General features: G+C 71.6%; 28 protein-coding genes. 12 read left to right on the forward strand and 16 right to left on the reverse strand.

Annotated features, from left to right (window positions below):
- Positions 1–32: 32 nt before the first annotated feature.
- Positions 33–683, reverse strand: a complete 651-nt coding sequence (locus ACIGXP_RS02030) for a TetR/AcrR family transcriptional regulator (protein ID WP_399763536.1) — start codon at positions 681–683, stop codon at positions 33–35.
- A 184-nt stretch (positions 684–867) separates the two neighbouring features.
- On the opposite strand from ACIGXP_RS02030, the gene ACIGXP_RS02035 reads away from it, so the two are divergent.
- A complete protein-coding gene (locus ACIGXP_RS02035; protein ID WP_399763002.1) occupies positions 868–1905 on the forward strand; it encodes a medium chain dehydrogenase/reductase family protein in 1038 nt (345 codons plus the stop codon).
- A 33-nt stretch (positions 1906–1938) separates the two neighbouring features.
- On the opposite strand, the gene ACIGXP_RS02040 is transcribed toward ACIGXP_RS02035, so the two are convergent.
- The gene (locus ACIGXP_RS02040; protein ID WP_399763003.1) at positions 1939–2631 is read right to left on the reverse strand and encodes a TetR/AcrR family transcriptional regulator; all 693 of its coding nucleotides are present in this window, start codon (positions 2629–2631) and stop codon (positions 1939–1941) included.
- A 127-nt stretch (positions 2632–2758) separates the two neighbouring features.
- Here ACIGXP_RS02040 and ACIGXP_RS02045 point away from each other — a divergent pair, with 127 nt between their 5' ends.
- On the forward strand, positions 2759–3208 hold the full coding sequence (locus ACIGXP_RS02045; protein ID WP_363219328.1) for a nitroreductase family deazaflavin-dependent oxidoreductase: 450 nt from the start codon (positions 2759–2761) through the stop codon (positions 3206–3208).
- Between the two features lie 259 nt (positions 3209–3467).
- Here ACIGXP_RS02045 and ACIGXP_RS02050 read toward each other — a convergent pair whose 3' ends face one another.
- A complete protein-coding gene (locus tag ACIGXP_RS02050; protein ID WP_399763006.1) occupies positions 3468–4709 on the reverse strand; it encodes a geranylgeranyl reductase family protein in 1242 nt (413 codons plus the stop codon).
- Positions 4710–4838: 129 nt separating this feature from the next.
- Between ACIGXP_RS02050 and ACIGXP_RS02055 the strand changes: the two genes are divergently transcribed.
- Positions 4839–6194, forward strand: a complete 1356-nt coding sequence (locus ACIGXP_RS02055) for a dipeptidase (protein WP_363219330.1) — start codon at positions 4839–4841, stop codon at positions 6192–6194.
- A 62-nt stretch (positions 6195–6256) separates the two neighbouring features.
- Positions 6257–6961 carry an MBL fold metallo-hydrolase gene (locus tag ACIGXP_RS02060; RefSeq protein ID WP_399763008.1) on the forward strand — a complete coding sequence of 235 codons (705 nt, stop codon included), beginning with the start codon at positions 6257–6259 and terminating at the stop codon, positions 6959–6961.
- A 150-nt stretch (positions 6962–7111) separates the two neighbouring features.
- On the opposite strand, the gene ACIGXP_RS02065 is transcribed toward ACIGXP_RS02060, so the two are convergent.
- Positions 7112–8155 carry an NUDIX domain-containing protein gene (locus ACIGXP_RS02065; RefSeq protein WP_399763010.1) on the reverse strand — a complete coding sequence of 348 codons (1044 nt, stop codon included), beginning with the start codon at positions 8153–8155 and terminating at the stop codon, positions 7112–7114.
- Between the two features lie 141 nt (positions 8156–8296).
- On the reverse strand, positions 8297–8482 hold the full coding sequence (locus ACIGXP_RS02070) for a hypothetical protein (protein ID WP_363219761.1): 186 nt from the start codon (positions 8480–8482) through the stop codon (positions 8297–8299).
- Between the two features lie 203 nt (positions 8483–8685).
- Here ACIGXP_RS02070 and ACIGXP_RS02075 point away from each other — a divergent pair, with 203 nt between their 5' ends.
- The 3 genes from ACIGXP_RS02075 to ACIGXP_RS02085 all read left to right on the forward strand — a co-directional run bounded on the left by ACIGXP_RS02075 (position 8686) and on the right by ACIGXP_RS02085 (position 12088).
- A complete protein-coding gene (locus ACIGXP_RS02075; protein WP_363219760.1) occupies positions 8686–9039 on the forward strand; it encodes a hypothetical protein in 354 nt (117 codons plus the stop codon).
- Positions 9036–9806, forward strand: a complete 771-nt coding sequence (locus ACIGXP_RS02080; protein ID WP_399763012.1) for a maleylpyruvate isomerase family mycothiol-dependent enzyme — start codon at positions 9036–9038, stop codon at positions 9804–9806. Before ACIGXP_RS02075 ends, ACIGXP_RS02080 begins: the two co-directional genes overlap by 4 nt.
- A 215-nt stretch (positions 9807–10021) precedes the next feature.
- On the forward strand, positions 10022–12088 hold the full coding sequence (locus ACIGXP_RS02085; RefSeq protein ID WP_399763014.1) for an NPCBM/NEW2 domain-containing protein: 2067 nt from the start codon (positions 10022–10024) through the stop codon (positions 12086–12088).
- A 149-nt stretch (positions 12089–12237) separates the two neighbouring features.
- On the opposite strand, the gene ACIGXP_RS02090 is transcribed toward ACIGXP_RS02085, so the two are convergent.
- Positions 12238–13185, reverse strand: coding sequence for an ROK family protein (locus ACIGXP_RS02090; RefSeq protein ID WP_399763016.1), 948 nt, complete (start codon positions 13183–13185; stop codon positions 12238–12240).
- Between the two features lie 218 nt (positions 13186–13403).
- On the opposite strand from ACIGXP_RS02090, the gene ACIGXP_RS02095 reads away from it, so the two are divergent.
- Together ACIGXP_RS02095 and ACIGXP_RS02100 are read left to right on the forward strand one after the other, a co-directional pair.
- Entirely contained in the window at positions 13404–14453 is a 1050-nt protein-coding gene (locus tag ACIGXP_RS02095; RefSeq protein WP_399763018.1) for a LacI family DNA-binding transcriptional regulator, read from the forward strand.
- Between the two features lie 7 nt (positions 14454–14460).
- On the forward strand, positions 14461–15249 hold the full coding sequence (locus tag ACIGXP_RS02100; protein ID WP_399763020.1) for a hypothetical protein: 789 nt from the start codon (positions 14461–14463) through the stop codon (positions 15247–15249).
- 43 nt (positions 15250–15292) lie between these two features.
- Here the strand turns inward: ACIGXP_RS02100 and ACIGXP_RS02105 are convergent, their stop codons facing one another.
- The 6 genes from ACIGXP_RS02105 to ACIGXP_RS02130 form a co-directional block, all read right to left on the reverse strand.
- A complete protein-coding gene (locus ACIGXP_RS02105) occupies positions 15293–16591 on the reverse strand; it encodes a DUF6986 family protein (RefSeq protein ID WP_399763022.1) in 1299 nt (432 codons plus the stop codon).
- Positions 16592–16774: 183 nt separating this feature from the next.
- Positions 16775–17737, reverse strand: a complete 963-nt coding sequence (locus ACIGXP_RS02110) for an electron transfer flavoprotein subunit alpha/FixB family protein (protein ID WP_363219752.1) — start codon at positions 17735–17737, stop codon at positions 16775–16777.
- A 53-nt stretch (positions 17738–17790) separates the two neighbouring features.
- Positions 17791–18576, reverse strand: a complete 786-nt coding sequence (locus ACIGXP_RS02115; protein ID WP_363219751.1) for an electron transfer flavoprotein subunit beta/FixA family protein — start codon at positions 18574–18576, stop codon at positions 17791–17793.
- A 217-nt stretch (positions 18577–18793) separates the two neighbouring features.
- Positions 18794–19303 carry a flavin reductase family protein gene (locus ACIGXP_RS02120; RefSeq protein ID WP_399763025.1) on the reverse strand — a complete coding sequence of 170 codons (510 nt, stop codon included), beginning with the start codon at positions 19301–19303 and terminating at the stop codon, positions 18794–18796.
- 44 nt (positions 19304–19347) lie between these two features.
- Positions 19348–19428 (reverse strand): putative leader peptide, encoded by an 81-nt coding sequence (locus tag ACIGXP_RS02125; protein ID WP_363219762.1) that lies wholly within the window; start codon positions 19426–19428, stop codon positions 19348–19350.
- Between the two features lie 83 nt (positions 19429–19511).
- Positions 19512–19925 (reverse strand): TlpA family protein disulfide reductase, encoded by a 414-nt coding sequence (locus tag ACIGXP_RS02130; protein WP_399763540.1) that lies wholly within the window; start codon positions 19923–19925, stop codon positions 19512–19514.
- A gap of 75 nt (positions 19926–20000) precedes the next feature.
- Here ACIGXP_RS02130 and ACIGXP_RS02135 point away from each other — a divergent pair, with 75 nt between their 5' ends.
- Both ACIGXP_RS02135 and ACIGXP_RS02140 read left to right on the forward strand, forming a co-directional pair.
- Positions 20001–20426: a DUF4395 domain-containing protein gene (locus ACIGXP_RS02135; protein WP_363218515.1), complete on the forward strand. Its 426-nt coding sequence runs from the start codon at positions 20001–20003 to the stop codon at positions 20424–20426.
- 187 nt (positions 20427–20613) lie between these two features.
- Positions 20614–21342 carry a lysophospholipid acyltransferase family protein gene (locus ACIGXP_RS02140; RefSeq protein WP_399763027.1) on the forward strand — a complete coding sequence of 243 codons (729 nt, stop codon included), beginning with the start codon at positions 20614–20616 and terminating at the stop codon, positions 21340–21342.
- A 111-nt stretch (positions 21343–21453) separates the two neighbouring features.
- Here the strand turns inward: ACIGXP_RS02140 and ACIGXP_RS02145 are convergent, their stop codons facing one another.
- The 4 genes from ACIGXP_RS02145 to ACIGXP_RS02160 all read right to left on the reverse strand — a co-directional run bounded on the left by ACIGXP_RS02145 (position 21454) and on the right by ACIGXP_RS02160 (position 25396).
- Positions 21454–22047: a transglutaminase domain-containing protein gene (locus ACIGXP_RS02145; protein ID WP_399763029.1), complete on the reverse strand. Its 594-nt coding sequence runs from the start codon at positions 22045–22047 to the stop codon at positions 21454–21456.
- 75 nt (positions 22048–22122) lie between these two features.
- Complete coding sequence (locus ACIGXP_RS02150) at positions 22123–23193, reverse strand: low specificity L-threonine aldolase (RefSeq protein WP_363218512.1); 1071 nt, start codon at positions 23191–23193, stop codon at positions 22123–22125.
- Positions 23190–23945, reverse strand: a complete 756-nt coding sequence (locus ACIGXP_RS02155; protein WP_363218511.1) for an SDR family NAD(P)-dependent oxidoreductase — start codon at positions 23943–23945, stop codon at positions 23190–23192. Before ACIGXP_RS02155 ends, ACIGXP_RS02150 begins: the two co-directional genes overlap by 4 nt.
- Before the next feature lie 53 nt (positions 23946–23998).
- Complete coding sequence (locus ACIGXP_RS02160; RefSeq protein WP_363218510.1) at positions 23999–25396, reverse strand: DUF6421 family protein; 1398 nt, start codon at positions 25394–25396, stop codon at positions 23999–24001.
- 392 nt (positions 25397–25788) lie between these two features.
- Here ACIGXP_RS02160 and ACIGXP_RS02165 point away from each other — a divergent pair, with 392 nt between their 5' ends.
- Positions 25789–26472, forward strand: a complete 684-nt coding sequence (locus tag ACIGXP_RS02165; RefSeq protein WP_363218509.1) for a glycerophosphodiester phosphodiesterase family protein — start codon at positions 25789–25791, stop codon at positions 26470–26472.
- The last annotated feature ends 82 nt before the right edge of the window (positions 26473–26554 follow it).

Consider the following 26554-nt stretch of genomic DNA (forward strand, 5'->3'; position numbering starts at 1 on the left):
ATACTCCCCGCGGAGTACGCCCGCCCATGAGCTCAGTCGGTGTCCGCCAGTGACTGCGCCTCGACGGTGAAGAGCAGCTCCGGGTCGAACCCCATGCCCGTGAAGTGGCCGGCGAGTTCCAGGGAGAGGACCCCGTGCAGGCGGGTCCAGAACGCCAGGGCCCGGCGCAGCACGGGCGGCGGGGCGGGGTGGTCGCCCGCCCAGCCGCGATGGTCCGCGAGGTGGGTCTCGATCGCGTCGAGCGGGACGGCCCGGGGCTCTTCGGCCGCGCAGACGTCCAGCAGGGCGGCCATGATCTCCTGGGCGACAGCGGTGGTGTCCGCCGGGGCGCGGTAGCCGGGGACCGGTGTGCCGTAGACGAGGAAGTAGCGCTGGGGGTCCTCCAGCGCCCAGCGGCGCATCGCCCGCGCCAGGCCGGACAGCCCCGAGCCCGCGTCGGCCGCGGCGCGGAAGGTGTCCGCGAGGCTGCGGTAGGCGTCCCGGACGAGCTCGGTGATCAGGTCGTCCCGGCCGCCGAAGTACCGGTAGAGCGCCGGGCCGCTCATGCCCAGCTCCTTGGCGATGGCGTTGAGGGACAGCCCCGATGCGCCCGAGGTGGCGATCTGCTTCCAGGCCTTCGCCTTGATCTCCGCCCGCACCTGGCTGCGGTACCGCTCGCGGGGACTCGCCGCGCCTGCCGCCATCGCCATCACCCCTCACCGGCTCCTCGGTTTCACCCTATCACTGTCGAGAGAGGGCATAACGGAAAGCGTCGCGAAGCCTTGACACTCAAGCTAGGTGAGGTCATTTTAGTTATAACTTCTAACGCAAGCGAAGCTCTCTAGCCGAGAGTGGCGCACGCCAACCCCCTTTCACCCGGAGGTCGTCATGGAAAGCACGAAACTCGTCGAGGTCGTCCTGCCGGGCACGGTCGAGCCGGAGGAGCTGCAGCTCCGGCACCGGGACGTGCCGCTGCCCGGTGCCGGACAGGTCGTGGTGCGGGTGGAGGCCACCGGGGTGTCCTTCGCCGAGCAGCAGATGCGCCGGGGCCGCTACTACGACCAGCCGCCCTTCCCGTTCGTGCCGGGCTACGACCTGGTCGGCACGGTTCTCACGGCAGGCACCGGCGTTGCGCCGGACCTCGTCGGCAAGCGGGTGGCGGCGCTGGTCAAGGTCGGCGGCTGGGCGAGCCATGTGGTGCTGGACGCGGCCGACGCGATGGAGGTGCCCGTCGGCATCGGCGCGGCGGAGGCCGAGACACTGGTGGTCAACGGGATCACCGCGTGGCAGATGCTGCACCGCAAGGCCCGGGTGCGCAGCGGCGGAACGGTTCTGGTCCACGGCGCCAACGGCGGTGTCGGCACGGTTCTGGTCCAGCTCGCGCGGGCGGCCGGCCTCAAGGTGATCGGTACGGCGTCCGTGCGCCACCACCAGGCCCTGCGGGACCTGGGCGTCACCCCGGTCGACTACCGCACCGAGAACGTCCCGGCCCGGGTCCGGGAACTCGCTCCCGAGGGGGTCGACGCCGTCTTCGACCACCTGGGCGGGCGCAGCGTCACCGACTCCTGGCGGCTGCTCGCCCCCGGCGGAACCCTCGTCGCCTACGGCAGCGCCACGACCCGGGACGACTCGGGCTCCAAGCAGTGGCCCGTTCTGAAGATCCTCGGCCGGGTGTGGTGGTGGAACGCGCTGCCCAACGGCCGCCACGCATACTTCTTCAACGTCTGGGCGGGGCGCGGCCTGAACAAGGACCGCTTCCGAACCCGGCTGCGCGCCGACCTCACCCAGGTGTTCCACGCCCTGCAGCGCGGCGAGGTCACCGCTCGGATCGCCGCCCGGCTGCCGCTCACCGAGGTCGCGGGGGCGATGCGGCTGGCCGAGTCCGGCACGGTGACCGGGAAGGTCGTCCTGATTCCCGGTGCATAGGTGCGGCCGGGAGCCGGGCCCCGCTCGCGCGCGTCAGGCGCCGACCAGCCCCACGCCCTGGGCAAGCCGGGCCGCCGCATGCCGGAAGAAGGCCTCCGGGTCCTCCACCACCCGGTGGAACTGCCCGAACAGCTCGAAACCGACCAGCCCGAACAGCTGGGACCAGGCCGCCACCAGCGCCACGGCCGCCTCGGGAGGCAGGTCGGGTGCGAGGTCCGCCGCCATCCGCTCGGCCTCGGGACGCAACTCGGCGGGCAGGGGCAGAGGCGCGAGGCCGGGCCCCTGGTGGGCGTCGCGGACGATGCCGATGAGAAGCAGGCCGACGCGCGAAGCGGCCGGGACGGTGCTCTCGGGGGCAAAGTAGCCGGGCACCGGAGATCCGTAGATCAGCGCGTACTCGTGCGGATGGGCGAGGGCCCATGCCCGTACCGCCTCGCACACGGCCGTCCAGCGCCGCACGTGGTCCGCGCCCGCGGCCGCCGCGTGGGCCGTCTCCGCGGCCCGGCCCAGGGAGTCGTAGGCGTCGATGATCAGGGCGGTGAGCAGCTCGTCGCGGCTGGGGAAGTAGCGGTAGAGCGCCGAGGAGACCATGCCCAGCTCGCGGGCGACGGCCCGCAGGGAGAGCTTGGCCGCGCCTTCCTTCGCGAGCTGTCTGCGCGCCTCTTCCTTGATGGCTGCCGTGACTTCCGTCCTGGCCCGTGCGCGGGCGCCCTGTGCGGTGCTCATGCCAGCAGTGTGCCACGCACCGAGAGCAGCGCACACAAAAGAGAGCACCGCTCTTGCTCTGGAGCACCTGTCTCCCCCACACTGAAGTCAAGCGAGAGCACCGCTCTCCCAAATCACGGGGGTCACCGTGTCCACACACGTCAAGAAGCCGGGCTGGTTCACCGTCAACGTCTTCAACCGGGCGGTCAGCTGGCTCACCCGGCGCGGCGTCAGCATCTGGGGTTCCCGGGTCCTCGCGGTGCGCGGACGCAAGAGCGGACAGTGGCGGACCACTCCGGTGAACCTGCTGACGGTTGACGGGCAGCAGTACCTGCTCGCCCCGCGAGGGCATGTCCAGTGGACGCGCAACATGCGTGCGGCCGGCGGCGGCGAGCTGCGGCTCGGCAAGGCCGTGGACGTCTTCACCGCCACCGAGGTCGCCGACGACGACAAGGTCCCGCTGCTGCGGGCCTACCTCAAGCGCTGGAAAGCGGAGGTCGGGGTCTTCTTCGACGGCGTCGGGCCGGACTCCGCGGACGAGGACCTGCGCCGCATCGCTCCCGACCACCCGGTCTTCCGCATCACGGTCACGAACTGACCGGAGCCCTGCGCAAGGGGCGGCCCTACCCGGTCCCGCCACGCCAAGGACCGCCGCCCCCCACCGGTCCGGTCCTGGCCGCCTGCGACCGGCCCGGCCCCGCACTGCTCTGTTCCCGCGCGGTCTTCACAGGTGCTGCCGGCCCGGTTTTCGTCGCCCTCGAACGGCCCGGTCCCCGCAGCCACCCTCCTGCGCGGTCCGTGCCGTAGCCACCGGGCCTCCCCCAAGGCCGCGACACCCGGTCCCTCGTCCGGTGCGGTCAGGAACCGGCCGGCTCCTCGGCGGGAACCGCCTGCCCCCGGTCCAGCGCGGTCAGGACGCGCTGGGCGATCGGGCGGGAGCGGACCATCTCGCCCAGCGAGGTCGAGCCCTGGGTGATGTCCCGGAACGCCTTCCAGGCGGGACGGAAGCCGGTGAGGGCCGCGTGGAAGAGGCCCGGACGCTTCTCGAACGCGGTCAGCAGGCGCTTGCCCACGCTCATCTCGACGCCCAGCCCGGCCTTGATCGCGAACGCGTAGTTCAGGGCCTGGCGCCGGGTGTCGACCGCGTCGTGCGCCTCGGCGATGCGCACCGCCCACTCGCCCGCGAGCCGGCCCGAGCGCAGCGCGAAGGAGATGCCCTCTCGGGTCCACGGCTCCAGCAGGCCCGCCGCGTCCCCGCAGACCAGCACCCGGCCGCGCGAGAGCGGCGAGTCGTCGGCGCGGCAGCGGGTCAGATGCCCGGAGGAGATGCTCGGCTCGAAGCCCGCAAGGCCGAGCCGCGCGACGAAGTCCTCCAAGTAGCGCTTCGTGGCGGCGCCTTCACCGCGCGCGGAGATCACGCCGACCGTCAGGGTGTCGCCCTTCGGGAACACCCAGCCGTAACTGCCCGGCATCGGGCCCCAGTCGATGAGGACCCGGCCCTTCCAGTCCTCGGCGACCGGCTCCGGCACCGGGATCTCCGCCTCCAGGCCGAGGTCGACCTGGTCCAGCTTCACTCCGACGTGGGCTCCTATGCGGCTGGCGCTGCCGTCGGCGCCGACGACCGCACGAGCCAGCACCGTCTCGCCGCCCTGCAGGATCACGGCGACCGTGCGCCGGTCGGGGACGGCCGAGCCGTGCTGCTCGACCCGCTGCACCGTGACGCCCGTACGCAGCTCGGCGCCCGCCTTCTGCGCGTGCTCGACCAGCTGCTGGTCGAACTCGGGCCGGTTGATCAGCCCGAACAGCATCTGCTTGGAGCGGCGGGTGCGGGTGAAGCGGCCGTTGTGCGAGAAGGTGACCGCGTGCACCCGGTCGCGCAGGGGCAGCTCGAAGCCGGGCGGCAGCGCGTCGCGCGAGGGTCCGATGATGCCGCCGCCGCAGGTCTTGTACCGGGGCAGCTCGGCCTTCTCCAGCAGCAGCACGCGCCGTCCCGCGACAGCCGCCGCGTAGGCGGCCGAGGCCCCCGCGGGTCCCGCGCCCACCACGACGACGTCCCACACCCGCTGCACGCCGTCCGCCGAAGAGTTCTCGCCGCTCACGATGGTCTACCGCTCCGATCAAGCCGCTGCCGTAGTGTCCCCCGCATCCTACGGCGGCCGTCGTCGCAGGCCACTGTGGGAGTATCGGGGTACACCCCGTACAACGTCGCACCTACGAGGAGCGTGCCCATGTCGTCGAATCCGGTCGCACAGACCGTCGCCTCGCTGCTGCCCAAGGCGCAGGCGGAGCTGGCCGAGCTGGTCGCCTTCAAGTCGGTGGCGGACTTCGACCAGTTCCCGAAGAGCGAGAGCGAGGCCGCCGCGAGCTGGATCGCCGACGCGCTGCGCGCCGAGGGCTTCGTCGACGTGGCACTGCTGGACACCCCGGACGGCACGCAGTCCGTCTACGGCTACCTGCCGGGCCCGGAGGGTGCGAAAACGGTTCTGCTCTATGCGCACTACGACGTCCAGCCGCCGCTCGACGAGGCCGGCTGGACCAGCCCGCCGTTCGAGCTGACCGAGCGCGACGGCCGCTGGTACGGGCGCGGGGCCGCCGACTGCAAGGGCGGCGTGATCATGCACCTGCTCGCGCTGCGCGCCCTGAAGGCGAACGGCGGCGTCCCCGTGAACGTCAAGGTGATCTGCGAGGGCTCGGAGGAACAGGGCACCGGCGGCCTGGAGCGGTACGCCGAGGAGCACCCGGAGCTGCTGGAGGCCGACACCATCGTCATCGGCGACGCGGGCAACTTCCGCGTCGGCCTGCCGACGGTGACCACCACGCTGCGCGGCATGACCCTGGTCCGGGTGCGGATCGACACCCTCGCGGGCAACCTCCACTCCGGCCAGTTCGGCGGTGCCGCCCCGGACGCGCTGGCCGCGCTGATCCGCGTCCTGGACTCGCTGCGCGCCGAGGACGGCTCGACCACCGTCGACGGGCTGGACGCAACGGGTACGTGGAACGGCCTGGAGTACACCGAGGAGCAGTTCCGCGCGGATGCCAAGGTGCTCGACGGGGTCGGTCTGATCGGCGACGGCTCGGTCGCCGACCGTCTCTGGGCCCGTCCGGCCGTCACCGTCCTCGGTATCGACTGCCCGCCTGTCGTCGGCGCCACCCCGTCCGTGCACGCGAGCGCCCGCGCGCTGATCAGTCTGCGGGTGCCGCCGGGCGTGGACGCGGCGGAGGCGACCAAGCTGCTGCAGGCGCACCTGGAGACGCGCACCCCGTGGGGCGCCCGGGTCACCACCGAACAGATCGGCCAGGGCCAGGCGTTCCGCGCCGACGCCTCCAGCCCGGCCTACCAGGCGATGGCCGACGCGATGGCGGTCGCCTACCCGGGCGAGACGATGCAGTACGCCGGCGAGGGCGGCTCCATCCCGCTGTGCAACACCCTCGCCGGGCTCTACCCGCGGGCGGAGATCCTGCTCATCGGGCTCAGCGAGCCGGAGGCGCAGATCCACGCGGTCAACGAGAGCGTGTCCCCCGAGGAGCTGGAGCGGCTGTCGGTCGCCGAGGCGCTGTTCCTGCGCAACTACGCGGCGGGCTGAACCCTTCTGCCCCCGGCAGAGCGCCCTCGCCCGCGGGCGGGGGCGCCGCCTACGGTCGGCGCATGGACGTCATCACGCTGCTCCCCCGGCTCCACCTCCTGCGTTTTCCCGTCGGCCAGGCGTACCTCTGGCGCGACGACGACGCGTTGACACTCGTCGACGCGGGCACGATCGGTGCCGGCCGCGCGATCGCCGACGCGGTCACGGCGCTGGGGCACACGCCCGGGGACGTACGGCGGATCGTGCTGACCCACTTCCACGAGGACCACGCGGGCGGGGCGGGCGAGTTCGCCGCGCTGAGCGGCGCGGAGGTGCTGGCGCACCACCTGGACGCGCCCTTCGTCCGCGGGGAACTCACGGGCCCGCCGCCGCTGTTCGAGGAGTGGGAGTTGCCGATCCACGCGGCCGCGGCCCAGCGCCTTCCGGAGGGCACGCCGGTACCGCCGGCCGCGGTCACCGGCGTGTCGGACGGCGAAGTGCTGGACTTCGGCGGTGGCGCCCGGGTGATCCACGTCCCCGGGCACACCGACGGCAGCATCGCCCTGTTCCTGCCCGAGGAGGGCGTGCTGTTCACCGGCGACACGGTGGCCGCCTCACCGTTCGACGGCACGGTGATCCCGGGCGTGTTCAACCTCGACCGGCCCCGGCTCCTCGCTTCCCTGGGCACGTTGGCGGACCTCGGCGCGGAGGTCGCCTGTTTCGGGCATGGTGACCCGGTGGTGGGAGACGCCGCACCCGCTCTGCGCGGAGCGGCGGCCGTGGGCTGACCGTGGAGAGGTGCCCCTCCCCCGTCGTCCCACCGCGCACACCCGCCTCGCAGACCTCGTGCACCGGCTCAGCGACGAGGAGTCGGCCAAGGCCCTGGCAACCGCCGGACCGTTCGGCCCCGGCATCGGCGGCCGTGCCGTAGCGGCGGCTCAGCCGACCGGTACCCCCGCCTCCAGGTACAGCGCGGTGCCCCGCTCGCGGGCACGCAGGGCCCAGCGCAGCCGCTCGTAGCGGACCGGTGGGAGCATCTCCGCCGCCTCCTGCTCGCTGGCGAAGCGCCAGCCGCGCAACTCCGGGCCGGGCAGCAGGACCCGGGACGCCTCGCCGGACTCCAGCAGGCCGCCGTCGAACAGCAACCGCAGCCCGCCGAAGCCGGGCGGCACCGGCCGTTCCCAGTCCACCACGAGCAGCCGGGGCACCTCCCGCAGCCGTATCCCGGTCTCCTCGGCGACCTCGCGCATCCCGGCGCGGGCCGGTGCCTCGCCCCGCTCGACCACCCCGCCGGGAAACTCCCAGCCGGGCTTGTAGGTGGGATCCACGAGCAGCACCCGGTCCTGCTCGTCGAAGAGCAGCACCCCGGCGGCGAGGGTCTCGGCGGTCGGCTCGGGGGTCTGCACGATGTCGCAGGGCGGTACGGCTCCGCTGCCGACGGCGTCGGCGATGCGGACGGCGGTCTCGTGGGGGGTGAGGGCGCTGGTGTCCACGGGATGGGCGTCAGTGGTGAGCCAGGAGGCGAGGGCGGCGCGGTAGGGCTCGATGTGGTCGTACGACCACTGCCGCACGCGCATCTCGCCGTCGGGCAGGGCGGGCGGGACCTCCCGCCCTGCTATCCGCTCGCGCAGGATCGTTTCAGCCGGGGCGAGCAGCAGATGGTGCACGGCGATTCGGCGGGCGGCGAGGCCGCCGAAGATCTCGTCGCGGTACTCCTGGCGGAGCAGGGTCATCGGCACCACGAGCGTCCCGCCCAGCTCGGCGAGCATCGCGGCCGCCGTGTCGACCACGAGCCGGCGCCAGATCGGCAGGTCCTGGAAGTCGCCGACCTCGGCGAGACGCTTGGCCGGCAGCAGGTGCGTGAGCGCTCCGCCGACGATCTCGGGGTCGAAGAGCGTGCTGTTCGGGATCAGTTCGATCAGTTCCCGTGCGGTGGTGGTCTTTCCCGCACCGAACGCGCCGTTGATCCAGACGACGGTCACGGACTCCCCCTCTTGTGTTGGCCCCCTGAGGCTTGCCCGCTCCACCCTGCCACGGAAACGCCGCCACGGTGAGGGCGCCGGACGGGAGTGCCGGTGCCCCCTCGGCGGGGGCACCGGCACACATGCCGGGGGCCGTTGGACCTACTCCTGTTCGGGGGCGTCGTCGGCGGCGGGACCGTCCCCGACCGGGTGACCGGCCGAGTCGACGGTGTCCGAGACCTTGAGGTCGCCCACGGGGCGGTCGCCCGCCCCGTGGGAGGGGGTGACGGCGGCCACGACGAATCCGGTGGCCAGGCTGGCGATGGCGAGCATGCTGCGCTTCTTCATGCGCTGGTCAACTGCGGGACCCGCCCAGGGGTCACGCGGGCATCCGGGCAGCCGTCCGGCACCGGTCCTGGTGCGGCGCTTCGCGCCCCCGTCAGGGGGACCGCCGTGCCGAAATCCACTGGCCCCCTCTGCGGGGGCGCCGGTATCGTCCGGCATCCCGCCCTGCCGGCTCCAGCGGCAGGCACGACCAGAAATGCGACGTCATGACGAGCCGGACCCTGACGACGACCCTTTGGCGCCCCACCGGGCCCAAGGAGCTGGAGCTGGTCCGCGCACTCGACTGGCGGGCGTGGCCGCCCCGGCTCCCGGAACAGCCGATCTTCTATCCGGTCCTCAACGAGGACTACGCCGTCCGGATCGCCCGGGACTGGAACGTCAAGCACGACGGCGCCGGTTTCGTGACCCGTTTCGAGGTGGACACGGAGTTCGTCGCGAGGTATCCGGTACGGCAGGCAGGCGGCGAGACGATCCTGGAACTGTGGGTGCCCGCCGAGGAGCTGGACGAGTTCAACGACCACATCGTCGGCCGCATCGAGGTCGTGCGGGAGTTCCGGTGAGCGGACGCCCGTCCCTCGGCACACCAGACGATCCCGTCGAGGACGTCGTACGCTCGGGCGCCCTGCTCGTGCGCGCCGCGGCCGGTCTGTCCGACGCCGGGCTGCGCGCCGCGTCGGGGCTGCCCGGATGGACGCGCGGGCATGTGCTCGCCCATGTCGTGCACAGTGTCGACGCCTACGTGTGGCTGTTGCGGCTCGCGCGCACCGGCCGCGCACCGGGCCCGCGCGCGGACGCGACGGCGCTGTCCGCGGCGGCCGAGCGGGACGCGGCGCTGGCCGCCGAGGCGCTCGTGACCCGGCTGCGGGCGAGCCTGGACCGGTTCGCGGCCCAGGCGCGCACGATGCCCGCCCCCGCCTGGGACCGTCTGGTCCCGGCACTGGCCGGCTGGCGGCACCCGGCCTGGTACCTGCTGCTGCGCTGTCTGCGGGAGCTGGAGACACATCACCTCGACCTGGGCGTCGGCCACGGCACCGCGCAGTGGCCGGACCGCTATGTCCGCTGGGCGCTGGACGACACCCTCACCACACTGCGCGCCCAGGGCTTCCCCCTCACCTCGGTGGAGGCCGTCGATCTCGGCCGCTGCTGGCCGGTGTCGGCGGACGGCCCCTCGGTCGCCGGGGCCGGGCACCAGGTGCTCGGCTGGCTCAGCGGACGGATTCCGGCGGACGCGCTGACGGCCGACCGCCCCGCACGGCTGCTGCCCCGCCCGCCCGCCTGGCCCCGGCCGCCGCTGCCCGGCTGGGGTCGCGTCGACGACGGCGCGTGAGCCCCGGAAGCGAACACATCCGAACGCCCTCTCGTCGTCGGGGGGCCACACAGCGCAGCCGTCAAGGGATTTGACGGGATGTCGCACAGTCGGGACACAGCTCTTCCAACATAGTCCGACACGTCCTACCGTAAACGCGCACCAATGACACGTACATGCCGCCCTCGTGGCCGCATGCCGTGATCCACCTTTCGCGAGTCGGAGGAACGTCAACGATGCGTCACCCTCACACCCGCACCACCCGCCGCAGAGTGCTCGGAGCGCTCACCGCGGGACTGCTCTGCGCGGCGGGCCTCGCCACCGCCGCCCCGGCGGCCCCCGCCCAGGCCCGTGCCGGCGTTCCCGGCCTGGCCGACGGTCTCGCCCTCACCCCGCCGATGGGCTTCAACAACTGGAACTCCACGCACTGCCGCGCCGACTTCAACGAGAGCATGGTCAAGGGCATCGCCGACCTGTTCGTGGCCAAGGGCCTCAAGGACGCCGGCTACCAGTACGTCAACCTGGACGACTGCTGGGCGCTGCCGCAACGCGACGCCGACGGCAAGCTGGTGCCCGACCCGGCCCGCTTCCCGCACGGCATCAAGGCCGTCGCCGACTACGTCCACGCCAAGGGGCTGAGGCTCGGCATCTACACCAGCGCCGGCACCAGGACCTGCAACAGCGCGGGCTTTCCGGGCGCGCTCGGACACGAGTACGGCGACGCTCAGCAGTTCGCCGACTGGGGCGTGGACTACCTGAAGTACGACAACTGCAACAACCAGGGCGTCGACGCCAAGCAGCGGTACACGACCATGCGTGACGCGCTGAAGGCCGCCTCTCGGACAACAGGCCGGCCCATCGTCTACAGCATCTGCGAATGGGGCGAGAACAAGCCGTGGGAGTGGGCGTCGGGCGTCGGTCATCTGTGGCGCACCACGGGCGACATCAGTGACAACTGGGGCTCGATGCTCTCCATCCTGAAGCAGAACCTCCCCCTCGCGCCGTACGCCGGTCCCGGTCACTGGAACGACCCCGACATGCTGGAGGTCGGCAACGGCGGCATGACGGACACCGAGTACCGCTCGCATTTCTCCCTCTGGTCGGTCATGGCTGCGCCACTGCTCATCGGCACCGATCTGCGCAAGGCCTCGCCTGCGACCTTCGACATCCTTGACAACAAGGAGGTCATCGCCGTCGACCAGGACCCGCTGGGCAGGCAGGGGACGGTCGTCTCCTCCGCGGGCGGACGCTGGGTCATCGCCAAGGAGATGACGGACGGCAGCCGCGCGGTGGCCCTGTTCAACGAGTCGGGCACCGCCCAGCGGATCGCCACCACCGCGGCCGCCGTCGGCCTGTCCGACGCCCCCGCCTACACCCTGCGGGACCTGTGGCAGCACCGTGGCTACAACACCGCGGGTACCATCGCGGCCACTGTCCCCGCCCACGGCACGGTCCTCCTGCGCGTCTCGGCCGACCCGCACTGGTCCGCCAACCCGCCCGCCGCCGAACTCGGCCTGGACGCGAGCCCGTTGCTGGAGGCCGCCACCCCGGCCACACTGACCAGCACCGTCACCGACCTCGGCCGCACCTCAGCGCGCCGCGTGTCCGTGTCCCTGACCGGCCCCGACGGGTGGACCGTACAGCCGGCCTCGGCGACCACGGCCGCCACCCTCGCCACGGACCGGACCCTGCGCACCGCCTGGAAGGTCACCGCCCCGCCGGGGACACCGACCGGGTCCTACGCCCTCACACTCCGGGCGGACTACCGCTCACCGGCCGGAGAGCGCGTCACCAGTGCCCTCCCGCTGGCGGCGTCCGTCGTGGTACGGCCGCCCGCCGGAACGTCGTACCTGAGCGGCCTGACGTGGCTGTCGGCGACGAGCGGCTGGGGGCCGGTGGAACGCGACACCAGCAACGGGGAGAGCGCCGCGGGCGACGGCCACCCGATCACCATCGGCGGCACGGTGTATGCCAGGGGCCTCGGGGCCCATGCACCGAGCGACGTCTCCTTCTACACAGGCAAGGCCTGCACCAAGGTCACCGCGGACGTCGGCGTCGACGACGAGAAGGGCCCCAAGGGCACCGTGGCCTTCGAGATCCGGGCGGACGGCACGAAGGTCGCCTCGACCGGCGTCCTGACCAACGCGATGCCGGCCCAGCCGCTCACCGCCGACATCACCGGTGCCCAGGTCGTCGACCTGGTCGTCACCGACGCGGGAGACGGCAACGACTCCGACCATGCGGACTGGGCGAACGCGAGCGTCAGCTGCGGAGGGGCTGCGCCTGCCGTTCGGGGTGATTGAGACCGTACGCGACTGCGGGTGCGTGGGGGCTCTGGTCGCGCAGTTCCCCGCGCCCCCCGGGAGCTGCAGTGCCGTCGCCTTGGCAGCGGCACCTCCCGGCGAGCAGCGCCCTGTTCCGCCCCGACCCGGCGCTACGGCGAACCCCCGCCTCACACCCCCGCCGCGTCCGGTCGGCGCGCCAGCGCCGCCGCTGCCGCGCCGACCAGTCCCGCATCCGTGCCCATCTGCGCCGGCACTACCGTCAGCCGCTGCACGAAGGACAGCGTCGCGTAGTCGGTGAGCGCCTTCCGCAGGGGTGTGAGGAGGATGTCGCCCGCCTTGCCCACGCCCCCGCCGATCACCGCGATGTCGATCTCGACCAGGGTCGCGGTGGCCGCGATGCCGGCGGCCAGCGCCCGGGCCGCCCGCTCGAAGGAGGCCACGGCGACCGGATCGCCCTCGCGGGCCGCGGCGGCGACCGCGGCGGCCGAGGCGTCACCGTCGGGGCCGGGGCGCCAGCCCCGCTCCAGAGCGCGGCGGGCGATGTTGGGCCCGCTTGCGATCCGCTCCACACAGCCGCGCGAGCCGCACGGGCACGGGTCGCCGTCGAGGTCGACGCTGATGTGCCCGATGTGCCCGGCGTTCCCCGTGGGCCCGGGGTGCAGCTTGCCGCCCAGCACCAGCCCGCCGCCGACACCGGTCGACACCACCATGCACAGCGCGTTGTCGTGGCCGCGGGCGGCGCCCTGCCAGTGCTCGGCGGCCGTGATCGCGACGCCGTCGCCGATCAGCTCGACCGGGAGACCGCCTACGGCCACGCACACCCGCTCGACCAGCGGGAAGTCGCGCCAGCCCGGCACGTTCACCGGACTGACGGTGCCCGCCGAGGCGTCCACCGGTCCGGCGCTGCCGATGCCGACGGAGTGCGCACGCCCCCACAGCGGCGATCCGGAGAGGTCGGCGAGTACGTCCTGCACCGCCCGCATGACCGTTTCGCCGTCGTGCTGGGCGGGTGTGGGGCGCTGGGCTCGGGCCAGGATCCGTCCGTGGCCGTCCACGAGACCGCCGGCGATCTTGGTACCGCCGATGTCGAGGGCCGCCACGAGGTCGGTGTGCATCAGAGTCAGACTCCCCGTTGAAGCTCGCAAACCAAGGAAAGACAGGCCGGTCAAGCGGTGGGGGCGCAGGCCGGAGACAGCGGTGGACAGTGTCTCTCGCATCTGACAACGTTGTCCAGGCTCTATGCTCGACGCCACATCCTCATACAAACCGAGGATCGACGCATCATCCCGTTGACAAGTCGGACAAGTCGTACGACAGGACAGGACGCCGCATCGTGCCCGAGACCACCCGCCGCGCAGACAGCCTTCCCGGCACCCGTTACGGCAACCGCCCGACGATGAAGGACGTGGCGGCGCGTGCCGGGGTCGGTCTGAAGACGGTCTCCCGGGTGGTCAACGGCGAGCCCGGAGTCACCCCGGACACCGAACGCCGGGTGCAGGAGGCGATCGAGGCACTGGGCTTCCGCCGCAACGACAGCGCCCGGGTGCTGCGCAAGGGCCGTACGGCGAGCATCGGCCTGGTCCTGGAGGACCTCGCCGACCCCTTCTACGGCCCGCTCAGCCGCGCCGTAGAAGAGGTGGCGCGGGCCCATGGCGCCCTGCTGATCAACGGCTCCAGCGCCGAGGACCCGGAACGCGAGCAGGAGCTGGCCCTCGCCCTGTGCGCACGGCGGGTGGACGGCCTGGTGGTGATCCCGGCCGGCGACGACCACCGCTATCTCGAACCGGAGATCAGGGCGGGCGTGGCGACGGTGTTCGTGGACCGTCCGGCCGGGCGCATCGACGCCGACGTGGTCCTCTCGGACAACTACGGCGGTGCCCGGGACGGCGTCGCCCATCTGATCGCGCACGGCCACCGCCGGATCGGGTTCATCGGCGACATGCCGCGCATCCACACCGCCGCCGAACGGCTGCGCGGCTACCGGGCGGCGATGGAGGACGCGGGGATACCGGTCGACGAGGCCTGGATGTCCCTCGGGCAGACGAATCCGGAGCGGGTGCGCCGGGCGGCGGAGGAGATGCTCTCCGGGCCCCACCCCGTCACCGCGATCTTCGCGGGCAACAACCGGGTGACGGTCACCGTGATCCGGGTCCTCGCCGAGCACGCCCGCCAGGTCGCCCTCGTCGGCTTCGACGACATCGAGCTGGCCGATCTGCTCCAGCCGGGCGTCACGGTCGTCGCCCAGGACGCGGCCGCCCTCGGCCATACGGCCGCCGAGCGCCTGTTCCGTCAACTGGACGGCGGGCTCGTCGCACCGGAGCGCATCGAGCTGCCCACCCGGCTGATCACGCGCGGCTCGGGCGAGCTGCCGCCGGCCGACTGAGCCGCCCGTGACCGGCCGCACCCTGGAGGAGCTCGGTCTCGCCGGCGCGCCCCGCGACCATCCGATGACCTGTCCCGGCGCCTGGCCGGCCGACTCCGGACTGCTGCACGGCGACCGGATGCTGCCGCTGGAGCGCCTGGTGTACGACGACCGGGTGCCGGTCCTCGCCGTCGGCTCCAACGCCTGTCCGGGCCAGCTGCGGCACAAGATGGCGGAGTTCGGCATCGGTTCCCCGCTGCCCATGGTGCGGACCCGGGTGACCGGCCTCGATGTGGGCGTGTCCGCGCACGTCAGCCGGCTGGGCTATGTCTCCGCCTCCCCCGTCAAGTCCCCGCGCGCGTTACATGAGCTGTTCGTCATCTGGCTGGACCGGCGCCAGCTGGAGGTGATCGACGCCAGCGAGGGCGTGCCACTGTGCGACGGCAACTTCCGTCGGGCCTGGCTGCCCGCGCCGGACGTGCGGATCGAGCTGCCGGACGGTTCCGTGCTCCCGGGGGCGTACGCCTACGTCAACCGGCACGGGGTGCTGCACAACGGCTCCGACACGCCGCGCCGCCACCCCGGCGACCAGCGCGCCCTGATCACCGAACTCCTTGCGGGATCGGCGCCCTTGCGCGAGCTGTTCGGGGTCACGCCCGAGGAGTTCTGCATGCGGGCCCGCCGCGACGCCGCGCTGTGCGCGCGAGGTACCCGGCTGTTCGCCGAGCAGAAGTGGGTGACGGAGTCGGGTCTGGAGCCGTACGCCGACGGCCGGCAGCCCGGTCCTGACCTGATCTGGGCCGGCTGCCGTCACTGATCTTCCCGGGATCGTTGCCGTCCGAGGCGCTCTCGGCAGTCCCTCACTTCGCGGAGGCGGTGAGATCACCGCGCCGGGGCGACGCGAAGCCCTCCAGGTCGGCGCGGGTCAGGCCGGTGAGGCGGGCGACCTCGGCGATGTCGAGGGCGCCGCAGTCCAGGCCGCGCAGCAGGTAGCCGCTGAGGGCCTTGGCGGTGGCGGGCTCGTCCATCACGTCGCCGCCGGCGTGGTTGGCGTAGCGGGCGAGGCGGCCCGCCGCCTGCTCGAAGCCCTCGCGGTAGAAGGCGAAGACGGCGGCGTAACGGGTGGGGATGTGGCCGGGGTGCATGTCCCAGCCCTGGTAGTAGGCGCGGGCGAGGGCGCGGCGGGTGAGACCGTAGTGGAGGCGCCAGGCGTCGTGGACCTTGGCGGTCGGGCCGACGGGGAGGACGTTCGTCGAGCCGTCGGAGACGCGCACGCCGGTGCCCGCGGCGGCCACCTGCATGATCGCCTTGGCGTGGTCGGCGGCCGGGTGGTCGCTGGCCTGGTAGGCCGCGGAGACACCGAGGCAGGCGCTGTAGTCGAAGGTGCCGTAGTGCAGCCCGGTGGCACGGCCCTCGGCGGCCTGGATCATCCGGGCGACGGTGGCGGTGCCGTCGGTGGCGAGGATGGACTGGCTGGTCTCGATCTGGATCTCGAAACCGAGCCGGCCGGCGTCCAGGCCGTGCACCTTCTCGAAGGCCTCCAGGAGGCGGACGAAGGCGGAGATTTGCTCGGGGTACGTCACCTTCGGCAGGGTGAGGACCAGGCCCTCGGGCAGTCCGCCCGCCTCGATCAGACCGGTGAGGAAGACGTCGAGGGTGCGGATGCCCCGGTCGCGTACCGCGGCCTCCATGCACTTCATGCGGATGCCCATGTAGGGCGCCGCCGTGCCGTTCTCGTACGCCTCCGCGATCAGACGGGCCGCGCGGGCCGCCGCCGCGTCCTCCTCGGCGTCGGGGCGGGGGCCGTAGCCGTCCTCGAAGTCGACGCGCAGGTCTTCGATCGGCTCGTGTTCCAGCTTGGCGCGGACGCGGGAGTAGACCGGCTCGGCCAGCTCGCCGGGCAGGCCGAGCACCGCGGCGAAGGAGGCGGCGTCCGGTGCGTGTGCGTCGAGGGCGGCGAGCGCCTGGTCGCCCCAGGAACGGATGGTGTCGGCGGCGAAGGCGTCACCGGGGACGTAGACGGTGTGTACGGGCTGCCTGGTGCCGGGGTCCCCGGGATAGCGGCGCTCCAGCTCCGCGTCGACCGGTGCGAGGGAGGCGCTGATCTCCTCGCTGACGGCGCCCGCGAGGCTTGTCGCCACCTTCTCCTGCTGACCCATCCCACACCCTCCATTTTTCCGCTGTACGGAATCAACAATCCGTAGAACGAAGTTATCTGTGCGGTTCTCGCTGGTCAACACCCCGTCCGGACGCTGGTCGGCAGCCGGCCGGTCGTCACCAGGATGCACCGAGGCCCCCGTGACCGCGCCGGTCACAGGGGCCTCGTCGAGCCAGGGAGGCGCTCAGCCCTTGCGGGCCTTGATCTCCTCGGTCAGCTGGGGCACGACGTCGAAGAGGTCGCCGACCACACCGAAGTCGACCAGCTCGAAGATCGGGGCCTCGGAGTCCTTGTTGACGGCCACGATGGTCTTCGAGGTCTGCATACCGGCGCGGTGCTGGATGGCGCCGGAGATGCCGTTGGCGATGTACAGCTGCGGGGAGACCGACTTGCCGGTCTGGCCGACCTGGTTGGTGTGCGGGTACCAGCCGGCGTCGACGGCGGCACGCGAGGCACCGACGGCGGCACCGAGGGAGTCGGCGAGCGCCTCGATGATCGAGAAGTTCTCGGCGCCGTTCACACCGCGGCCACCGGAGACCACGATCGCGGCCTCGGTCAGCTCCGGGCGGCCCGTCGACTCACGCGGCGTACGGCCGGTGATCTTGGTGCCGGTGGCCTTGTCCGAGAAGGTCACGGACAGGGCCTCGACGGCGCCGGCGGCAGGGGCGGCCTCGACGGCGGCCGAGTTCGGCTTGACCGTGATGACCGGGGTGCCCTTGATGACCCGCGACTTGGTGGTGAAGGACGCGGCGAACACCGACTGAGTGGCCACCGGGCCCTCGTCGCCGGCCTCCAGGTCGACGGCATCGGTGATGATGCCGGAGCCGATGCGCAGCGCCAGACGGGCGGCGATCTCCTTGCCCTCGGCGGAGGACGGGACCAGCACGGCGGCCGGGGAGACGGCCTCGTGGGCGGCCTGCAGGGCGTCCACCTTCGGCACGACCAGGTACTCGGCGTACTCGGACGCGTCGTGGGTGAGGACCTTCACCGCGCCGTGCTCGGCGAGCGTGGCGGCGGTGTCGGCGGCGCCGTTGCCCAGCGCGACGGCGACGGGCTCGCCGATGCGGCGGGCCAGGGTCAGCAGCTCAAGGGTCGGCTTGCGGACGGCACCGTCCACGTGGTCGACGTAGACGAGGACTTCAGCCATGGGATTGCTCTCCTGCGTAACGAAGTTGAGGGGCGGTCAGCGGGGGCGAGCCCTTAGATGAACTTCTGGCTCGCGAGGAACTCAGCGAGCTGCTTGCCGCCCTCGCCCTCGTCCTTGACGATGGTGCCGGCCGTACGGGCCGGGCGCTCGTTCGCGGCCTCGACCTTGGTGAACGCGCCGTCCAGGCCGACCTCCTCGGCCTCGATGTCCAGGTCGGACAGGTCCCAGGACTCCACCGGCTTCTTCTTGGCCGCCATGATGCCCTTGAAGGACGGGTAACGGGCCTCGCCGGACTGGTCGGTGACCGACACGACCGCCGGGAGGGAGGCCTCCAGCTGCTCGGAGGCGGCGTCGCCGTCGCGGCGGCCCTTCACGACGTCGCCCTCGACGGAGACATCGGACAGCAGGGTGACCTGCGGGACGCCCAGGCGCTCGGCGACCAGGGCGGGAACGACGCCCATGGTGCCGTCGGTGGAGGCCATGCCGGAGATGACCAGGTCGTAACCGGCCTTCTCGATCGCCTTGGCCAGGACCAGGGAGGTGCCGATGGCGTCGGTGCCGTGCAGGTCGTCGTCCTCGACGTGGATGGCCTTGTCGGCACCCATCGAGAGGGCCTTGCGGAGCGCGTCCTTGGCGTCCTCGGGGCCGACCGTCAGAACGGTGACCTCGGCGTCGTCCGCGTCCTCCGCGATCTGCAGCGCCTGCTCGACCGCGTACTCGTCCAGTTCGGAGAGCAGACCGTCCACGTCGTCGCGGTCGACGGTCAGGTCATCGGCGAAGTGCCGGTCGCCAGTGGCGTCGGGCACGTACTTCACAGTGACAACGATCCTCAAGCTCACGCCGGCTCTCCTACTGCATCGTCATTTCCGGGCTGCCTCTTGCAGGCAGCATAGGCGCCTCAAGCGGCCGATCCCGGTCGGGGCGTCCGCGCGCTCCGACCGAAATATTACTCGTCAGTACACCCAGTTCATGCCCGCTAAGCAAGCGCTTTGAACTGTGACCTTCGCAACGCAGCGTAACCGGAACTCGACCGCTTCGCAGGACCGGGGAGCGTGATCAATCCCGCAGGCCGTTGAAGCGGCCCTGGTGGTAGAGGAGGGGACGGCCGGCGCCCGTGGGGTCGCCCAGGACCACCTCGGCCAGCACGATGCGGTGATCACCGGCGGGAACACGCCCGACGATCCGGCAGACCAGCCAGGCCAGCACGTCGTCGAGCACCGGTACGCCTTCCGGGCCCTCGCGCCACACGGTCGGCGCGCCGAAGCGGTCGGCACCGCTGCGGGCGAAGGTGGCTGCCAGCTCGCCCTGGTGCTCGCCGAGTATGTGGACGCCTATGTGCTCCGTCTCGGCGATGGCGGGCCAGCTGGAGGCGCCCGTGCCGATACCGAAGGAGACGAGCGGGGGCTCCGCGGAGACGGAGGTGAGGGAGGTGGCGGTGAAGCCGACCGGGCCGGCGTCACCACGTGCGGTGATCACCGCCACACCGGCGGCATGCCGACGGAAGGTCGAGCGCAACAGGTCGGGAGAAGCGAGCTGAACGGTGCCGAGGTCGGGCGAGGCCGTCATGGAGTTGTCCTTCTGATGGAGGTCACGAGTTGGGCCGTCGGTGCTCAGCAGCCCGGACAGGTGGCGCTCGCGGTGCGGGCCAGGTCGACGTGGACCCGGCCGTGGAGAAGGAGTTCGATCGGCATACGGTCAGGCTGACGATAGGTGGTGCGCCCAGTCAAGCGCGTTCCGGGATACGGAAGTCGCCGCTCCGTCTCCTGAGGCCCCCTCACACGGCCTCCCCCAGGGCCGCGATGACATCGGCCTTGCGGGGCTGTCCGGTGGCGCGCCGCACCACGCGGCCGTCGGCGTCCAGGACCAGGACGGTGGGCGTCTTCAGGATCTCCAGTGCGCGTACGAGGTCCAGACGGGCCTCGGCGTCGATCTCGACGTGAACCACTCCGGGGACCATCCCGGCGACCTCGCCGAGGATGCGCCGGGTGGCCCGGCAGGGCGCGCAGAAGGCGCTGGAGAACTGGACCAGCGTGGCCCGCTCACCGAGGTCGCCGCCCAGCTCGGCCGCGTCCAGCCGCTTGTCCCCGTCCCGCCCGCGCACCCGTACTCTCCCGCTCCGCCGCTTGTGCAGCACTCCGAAGGCGCCCGCCACGACGAGCACCGCCACGCACACCACCAGTCCGGTCATCATCTGCACCAGCATTCATGAGACTGCAAAGATTCCCGCCTCCCGCGGGGGTTCCCGTTGCGGAATGCTTGCTTCATGAACATCGACGTGAGGGGGCCGCGCTTCGGGGCGGCCGTGACGACGGCCGTACTGGCCGTGGCGCTGAGCCTGCAGAACACCTGGGTGCTGGGCTGGCAGACGGTGGCGTTCGCGCTCGGCGCCGCCGCGGGTGTGCAGCACTCGCCGTACGGCTGGGCGTTCCGCACGGCCGTGCGGCCGCGACTCGGACCGCCGAGGGAGTTCGAGGCGCCGGAACCGCCCCGGTTCGCGCAGGCAGTGGGTCTGGTGTTCGCGGGGCTGGGGCTGGTCGGCTTCACGGTGGGACCCCAGTGGCTGGGACTGGCCGCGACCGGGGCGGCGCTCGCCGCAGCCTTCCTGAACGCGGCGTTCGGGTACTGCCTGGGATGCGAGTTCTTCCTGCTCCTGAAGAGGGTCACGGTGCGGACCGAGCAAGCGGAGTAAAGAGGACTTGAATATCGGAGGCGGGATATGGGCCGACGTGACGAGGATCTCGCCGCCGCGGGGCACCAGGACTGGCTACCCGTCCGTTCTTCGGGCACGATCTGCGAGACGCCGTAAACCTACGGCTGCGTAACTTTCCCGCCGGGAGCCCCTTTCCCGAGCAGAGCAGAAAGGGCCCACCCCGCCCATGGCAGAGCTGGTCTACCGTCCCGTCATCGGTCTCGCCAAGACGCTGTTCAAGGCCTGGGATCTGAAGATCGACTGCCAGGGGTCGGAGAACATCCCGCGCTCGGGCGGCGCCGTCCTGGTGAGCAATCACATCAGCTACCTGGACTTCGTCTTCAACGGCCTGGCAGCCCTGCCGCAGAAGCGTCTGGTGCGCTTCATGGCGAAGGAGTCCGTCTTCCGCCACCGGATCTCGGGACCGCTGATGCGCGGGATGAAGCACATCCCGGTGGACCGCAACCAGGGCGAGGCGGCCTACGCGCACGCGCTGGACTCGCTGCGCTCCGGCGAGGTGATCGGGGTCTTCCCGGAGGCCACCATCTCCCAGTCGTTCACGCTGAAGAGCTTCAAGTCCGGTGCGGCCCGCCTCGCACAGGACGCCGGTGTCCCGTTGATCCCGATGGCGGTGTGGGGCACCCAGCGGCTGTGGACGAAGGGCCACGCCCGCAACTTCAAGCGCGACCACCTGCCCGTCACCATCCGCGTCGGCGATGCGGTCGAGGCACCCCGCGACCAGTACGCCGGGGCCATCACCCGCCGGCTGCGCGAGGCCGTCCAGGAGCTGCTGGAGGCCGCACAGCGTGCCTACCCGGGCCGCCCCAAGGGCCCCGAGGACTCCTGGTGGCTGCCCGCCCACCTGGGCGGTACGGCACCGACGGTGGAGCAGCTGCGCACCGCCGAGGCGCGCTGACCTGCGTCGCTTCGGCCAGGTGGGGCTCGGGGCTTGAGCAATGTGTCCACCTGCGGGCCGGTCGCGGCTGATCGCGCAGTTCCCCGCGCCCCTGGGAAGCTGTAGTCGGCCTCATAGCGTGTCGGGGAGCGTCTTCCACAGGTACGGCCGGTCCGGGGCGGCTTTCAGGGCGTCCAGGACGACCGGATGCGGTGCGGCGTACAGCACCGGATGGTCCAGCTCGCCGGCCCCGGGGTCGGGGATCCAGGCCAGCCGCTCCCCGTCCAGGGAGAACTGGGCGTCCACGCCGGGCTTGTTGCCCCGTGGGTCCTGCCGGTGCCAGGCGCCGTGGAAGCGGACGGCGACCAGACCGTGCAGGGCATGACCGCTGCCGTCGTCGTGCGTCAGCCTCTGGTAGCACAGGGCCGTGGGGATGTCCTCGGCCCGCAGCAGGGCGGCCAGGGCGTGGGCCTTGGCGTGGCAGATGCCGGTGCCCAGCCGCAGGACGTCGGAGGCGCGCCAGGTGACGCGCATGTCGCCGGAGTCCTGGGAATGCGGGACGGTGTCCCGTACGAACTCATAGGCGGCTCGCGCATATTCATACGAGTCGGCCGCGCCCTCGGCCAGCCTGGCGGCGGTTTTCCGCACGACGGGATGGCCATGGTCGATGACCTCGTCGGCGGTCAAGTACGCGGACAGATCGGCGGTGTTCTGGATCAGCTCCATGCCCGCAGAGCATAGGAATGCGACCGCTCGACAGTCAATGACTTTTCGAGCGGCCGCATATCTATGCATCGCCGGTCAGCGGGCCATCTCCTCCTTGACCGCGGCCACGAACGTGTCGACGTCCTCCTCGCTGGTGTCGAAGGAGCACATCCAGCGCACGACCCCGGCGGCCTCGTCCCAGAAGTAGAACCGGAAGCGCTTCTGCAGCCGCTCGCTCACGTCGTGCGGGAGCTTCGCGAAGACGCCGTTCGCCTGCACCGGGTAGAGGATCTCCACGCCGTGCACCGCGCGGACACCCTCGGCGAGCCGCTGCGCCATCTCGTTGGCGTGCCGGGCGTTGCGCAGCCACAGATCCTTGGCCAGCAGCGCCTCCAACTGCACCGAGACGAAGCGCATCTTGGAGGCCAGCTGCATCGACATCTTCCGCAGGTGCTTCATCTGCCGCACCGCGTCCTGGTTGATGACCACGACCGCCTCGCCGAAGACGGCGCCGTTCTTGGTCCCGCCCAGCGAGAGGAGGTCGACGCCGACCGCGTTGGTGAACGTCCGCATCGGCACGTCCAGCGAGGCGGCCGCGTTGGCTATCCGGGAGCCGTCCAGGTGCACCTTCATACCGCGGGCGTGGGCGTGCTCGCAGATCGCGCGGATCTCGTCCGGCGTGTAGAGGGTGCCGAGCTCGGTGCTCTGGGTGATCGACACCACCTGGGGCATGGCCCGGTGCTCGTCCTCCCAGCCCCAGGCCTGCCGGTCGATCAGCTCGGGGGTGAGCTTGCCGTCGGGCGTGGGGACGGTGAGCAGCTTCAGGCCGCCCATGCGCTCGGGCGCGCCGCCCTCGTCGACGTTGATGTGCGCGCTCTCGGCGCAGATCACCGCGCCCCAGCGGTCGGTGACCGCCTGGAGCGCGACCACGTTGGCGCCGGTGCCGTTGAAGACCGGGAAGGCCTCGGCGGTGGCCCCGAAGTGGCTGCGGATGATCTGCTGGAGGTTCTCGGTGTACTCGTCCTCGCCGTACGCCACCTGGTGGCCGCCGTTGGCCAGGGCCAGGGCGGCCAGCACCTCCGGGTGGGCTCCGGCGTAGTTGTCACTGGCGAAACCGCGGACCTGCGGGTCGTGGTGGCGACGCGCGTCGGTCTTGGGAGGGTTCACGGCTTCTCGGTCAGCCACAGACGGTTTCCGTTCACTTCGGCGGCGGGCTTGCTCCAGACGCCCTCGATGGCCTCGGCGAGGTCCTTGACGTCCGTGAAACCCGCGAACTTCGCGTTGGGGCGTTCGGCGCGCATCGCGTCGTGCACCAACGCCTTCACCACCAGGATCGTAGCCGCGGACGTGGGACCTTCCTCACCCCCGGCCTTGCGGAAGTAGTCGGCCATGGCCAGCGTCCACGCCTCGGCGGCGGCCTTGGCCGACGCATAGGCGGCGTTGCCGGCGGTGGGCTTCGACGCGCCGGCCGCGCTGATCAGGACGTACCGGCCGCGCTCGCTGCGCTGCAGCGCCTCGTGGAAGGCGAGGGAGGTGTGCTGGACGGTCTTGACGAGCAGCAGCTCCAGGAAGTCCCAGTCGTCGAGGCTGGTCTTGGTGAAGGTCTCGCTGCCGCGCCAGCCGCCGACCAGGTGCACCAGGCCGTCGACGCGCCCGAAGTCCTTCTCGACGTGGGCGGCCCAGTCCCGGGTGGACTGCAGGTCGAGCAGATCCACCGTGTCACCGGTGACGGTGGCGCCACCGGAGGCGTACCGGGCCGCGTCCACGGCCTCGGACAGCCGCTGCGGGTCGTTGTCCGCGCCGACGACGGTCGCTCCGGCCTCGGCCAGACGCAGCAGGGTGGCGCGCCCGGCGGGTCCGCCCGCGCCGGCCACCGCGATCACGGCACCGCTGAGCGGCCCGTTCGCCCCGTTCCCCATGTTCTTCCCCTCTGCAGCAGTGTTCTGGACGCGTGAAGCAGTGTTCGGGTCGCTCACGCGGCGACCGGCTCGGCGCTGTCCGCCGTGATGCCCTTGGTGGAGGCGATCACATTCTTCAGCTTCTTGGACAGGGCCTCATAGAACATGCTCAGCGGAAACTCGTCCGGAAGCACGTCGTCCACCAGCTTGCGCGGCGGCTGGGTCAGGTCCAGGGCCTCCGGGCCCTTGGCCCAGGTGGAGCCGGGGTGCGGAGCGAGGTAGGTGCGGACCAGCTCGTAGCCGGCGAACCAGTGCACCAGCTTCGGGCGGTCGATGCCGTCCTTGTAGAGCTTCTCGATCTCGGCGCACAGCTGGTTGGTGACCTGCGGGGCGCGCTCCCAGTCGATGGAGAGCTTGTTGTCGGTCCAGCGGACGACGTCGTGCTTGTGCAGGTAGGCGAAGAGCAGCTGGCCGCCGAGGCCGTCGTAGTTGCGGTTGCGGTCGCCGGTGACCGGGAAGCGGAACATGCGGTCGAAGAGCACCGCGTACTGCACGTCACGGGCCTGCGGTACGCCGTCCGCCTCCAGCTTCACGGCCTCCTTGAAGGCGGTGAGGTCGCAGCGCAGCTCCTCCAGGCCGTACATCCAGAACGGCTGGCGCTGCTTGATCATGAACGGATCGAAGGGCAGGTCGCCGTGGCTGTGGGTGCGGTCGTGAACCATGTCCCACAGCACGAAGGCCTCTTCGCAGCGCTTCTGGTCGTGGACCATGGCGGCGATGTCCTCGGGCAGCTGAAGGCCCAGGATGCCGACGGCGGCGTCGGTGACCCGGCGGAAACGGGCGGCCTCGCGGTCGCAGAAGATGCCACCCCAGGAGAATCGTTCCGGCGCCTCGCGTACGGCGATGGTCTCCGGGAAGAGGACCGCGGAGTTGGTGTCGTAGCCGGAGGTGAAGTCCTCGAAGGTGATGCCGCAGAACAGCGGGTTGTCGTAGCGCGTGCGCTCCAGCTCGGCCAGCCAGTCCGGCCAGACCATGCGCAGCACGACCGCCTCCAGGTTGCGGTCCGGGTTGCCGTTCTGCGTGTACATCGGGAAGACGACCAGGTGCTGCAGGCCGTCCGCGCGGTTCGCGGCGGGCTGGAAGGCCAGCAGGGAGTCCAGGAAGTCCGGCACCTGGAAGCCGCCCTCGGCCCAGCGGCGCAGGTCCTTCACGAGGGCCTGGTGGTAGGCCGCGTCGTGCGGGAGCAGCGGGGACAGCTCCTCGACGGCGTCGACGACACGCCGTACGGCGGCCTCGGCGTCCGCCGCGGCCGGGGCACCCTCGGCCGCGAAGTCGATCGATCCGTCCTGGGACTGCCATGGCCGGATCTGCTCCACGGCATCCTTGAGCACGGGCCAGGCCGGGTGCTCCACCACCCTGGTCAGCGAAGAAACCTGTCCCTCCGCACCCGCCTGCACAAGAATTTCCGTCATGTCCCATCCTCCACGGGAGAAGCTCGCGTAAGGACACCGTATGCATACCCGGTTTCAGCCAGCAAGAGGCAAGCTCAGGAAATTATTCTGTCGATGCCCTTCGCCACCGACATTTTTCCTGCCGTAAACCGTGACGGCGCTCACTTCCGTCGATGGAGCCCGCTTCTGCCTCGCGGCGCCGCGGGGCAGTCAAGGGTGTGGAGGACTCGCCCACGGCAGGGTGACGCCGGGGGCGGATACCGGCCAGCTGACGGCGGCCACCCACCCGGATGCCTCGTGCACGTGCGGGTTCATCGCGGGGCACGGCCATTAGGCTGCGACTCTGCCCGCGGACGACGGCGTCCGCCCGTCCCGCGCGCGCCGAGCCGCCGTCGACGGAAGCGAGTTGAACCTTGAACTTCCTTACCATCGGTCACCGCGGGGTCATGGGTGTCGAGCCCGAGAACACCCTCCGTTCGTTCGTCGCCGCGCAGGACGCCGGCCTCGACCTGATCGAACTCGATCTGCACCTGAGCAAGGACGGCGCCCTGGTCGTCATGCACGACGCCGAGGTGGACCGTACGACCGACGGCACCGGACCGATCGCCGACAAGACCCTGGCCGAGCTGCGTGCCCTGGACGCGGGCCGGGGCGAGCGGGTGCCGGTGTTCGAGGAGGTGCTGGACGCGGTGCACACTCCGCTGCAGGCCGAGATCAAGGACGTGGCGGCGGCCCGGGCCCTGGCGACGGTGATGCACCAGCGCGATCTGGTCGGGCGTGTGGAGGTGTCGTCCTTCCACGACGACGCGGTCGCCGAGATCGCGCGGCTGGTGCCGGGCGTGCGCACGGCGCTGGTCGCCAGCCGCTACGGCACGGACGTGGTGGAGCGCGCGGTCGCCGTCGGCGCGGCGACCGTCTGCCTCAACATCCGCCGGCTCACCCTGGAGGTCGTCGAGCACGCCCGCGCGTCCGGGCTGCGGATCATCGGCTGGGTCGTCAACACGCAGGAGCATCTGCGCCTGGTACGCGCCCTGGAGCTCGACGGCGCGGCGACCGACTTCCCGCAGATCAAGCGCACCGGGCGCTTCACCGCGTAGGGCGTGCCGGACCCCGCGACGCCGGGATGATCCAAACGACACCCCCTGGGGGCCGCGCCGACGCGCGGGTCACTCGGGAACG

It is taken from the genome of Streptomyces sp. NPDC053069 (assembly GCF_044546895.1).
Classification (GTDB): Bacteria; Actinomycetota; Actinomycetes; order Streptomycetales; family Streptomycetaceae; genus Streptomyces.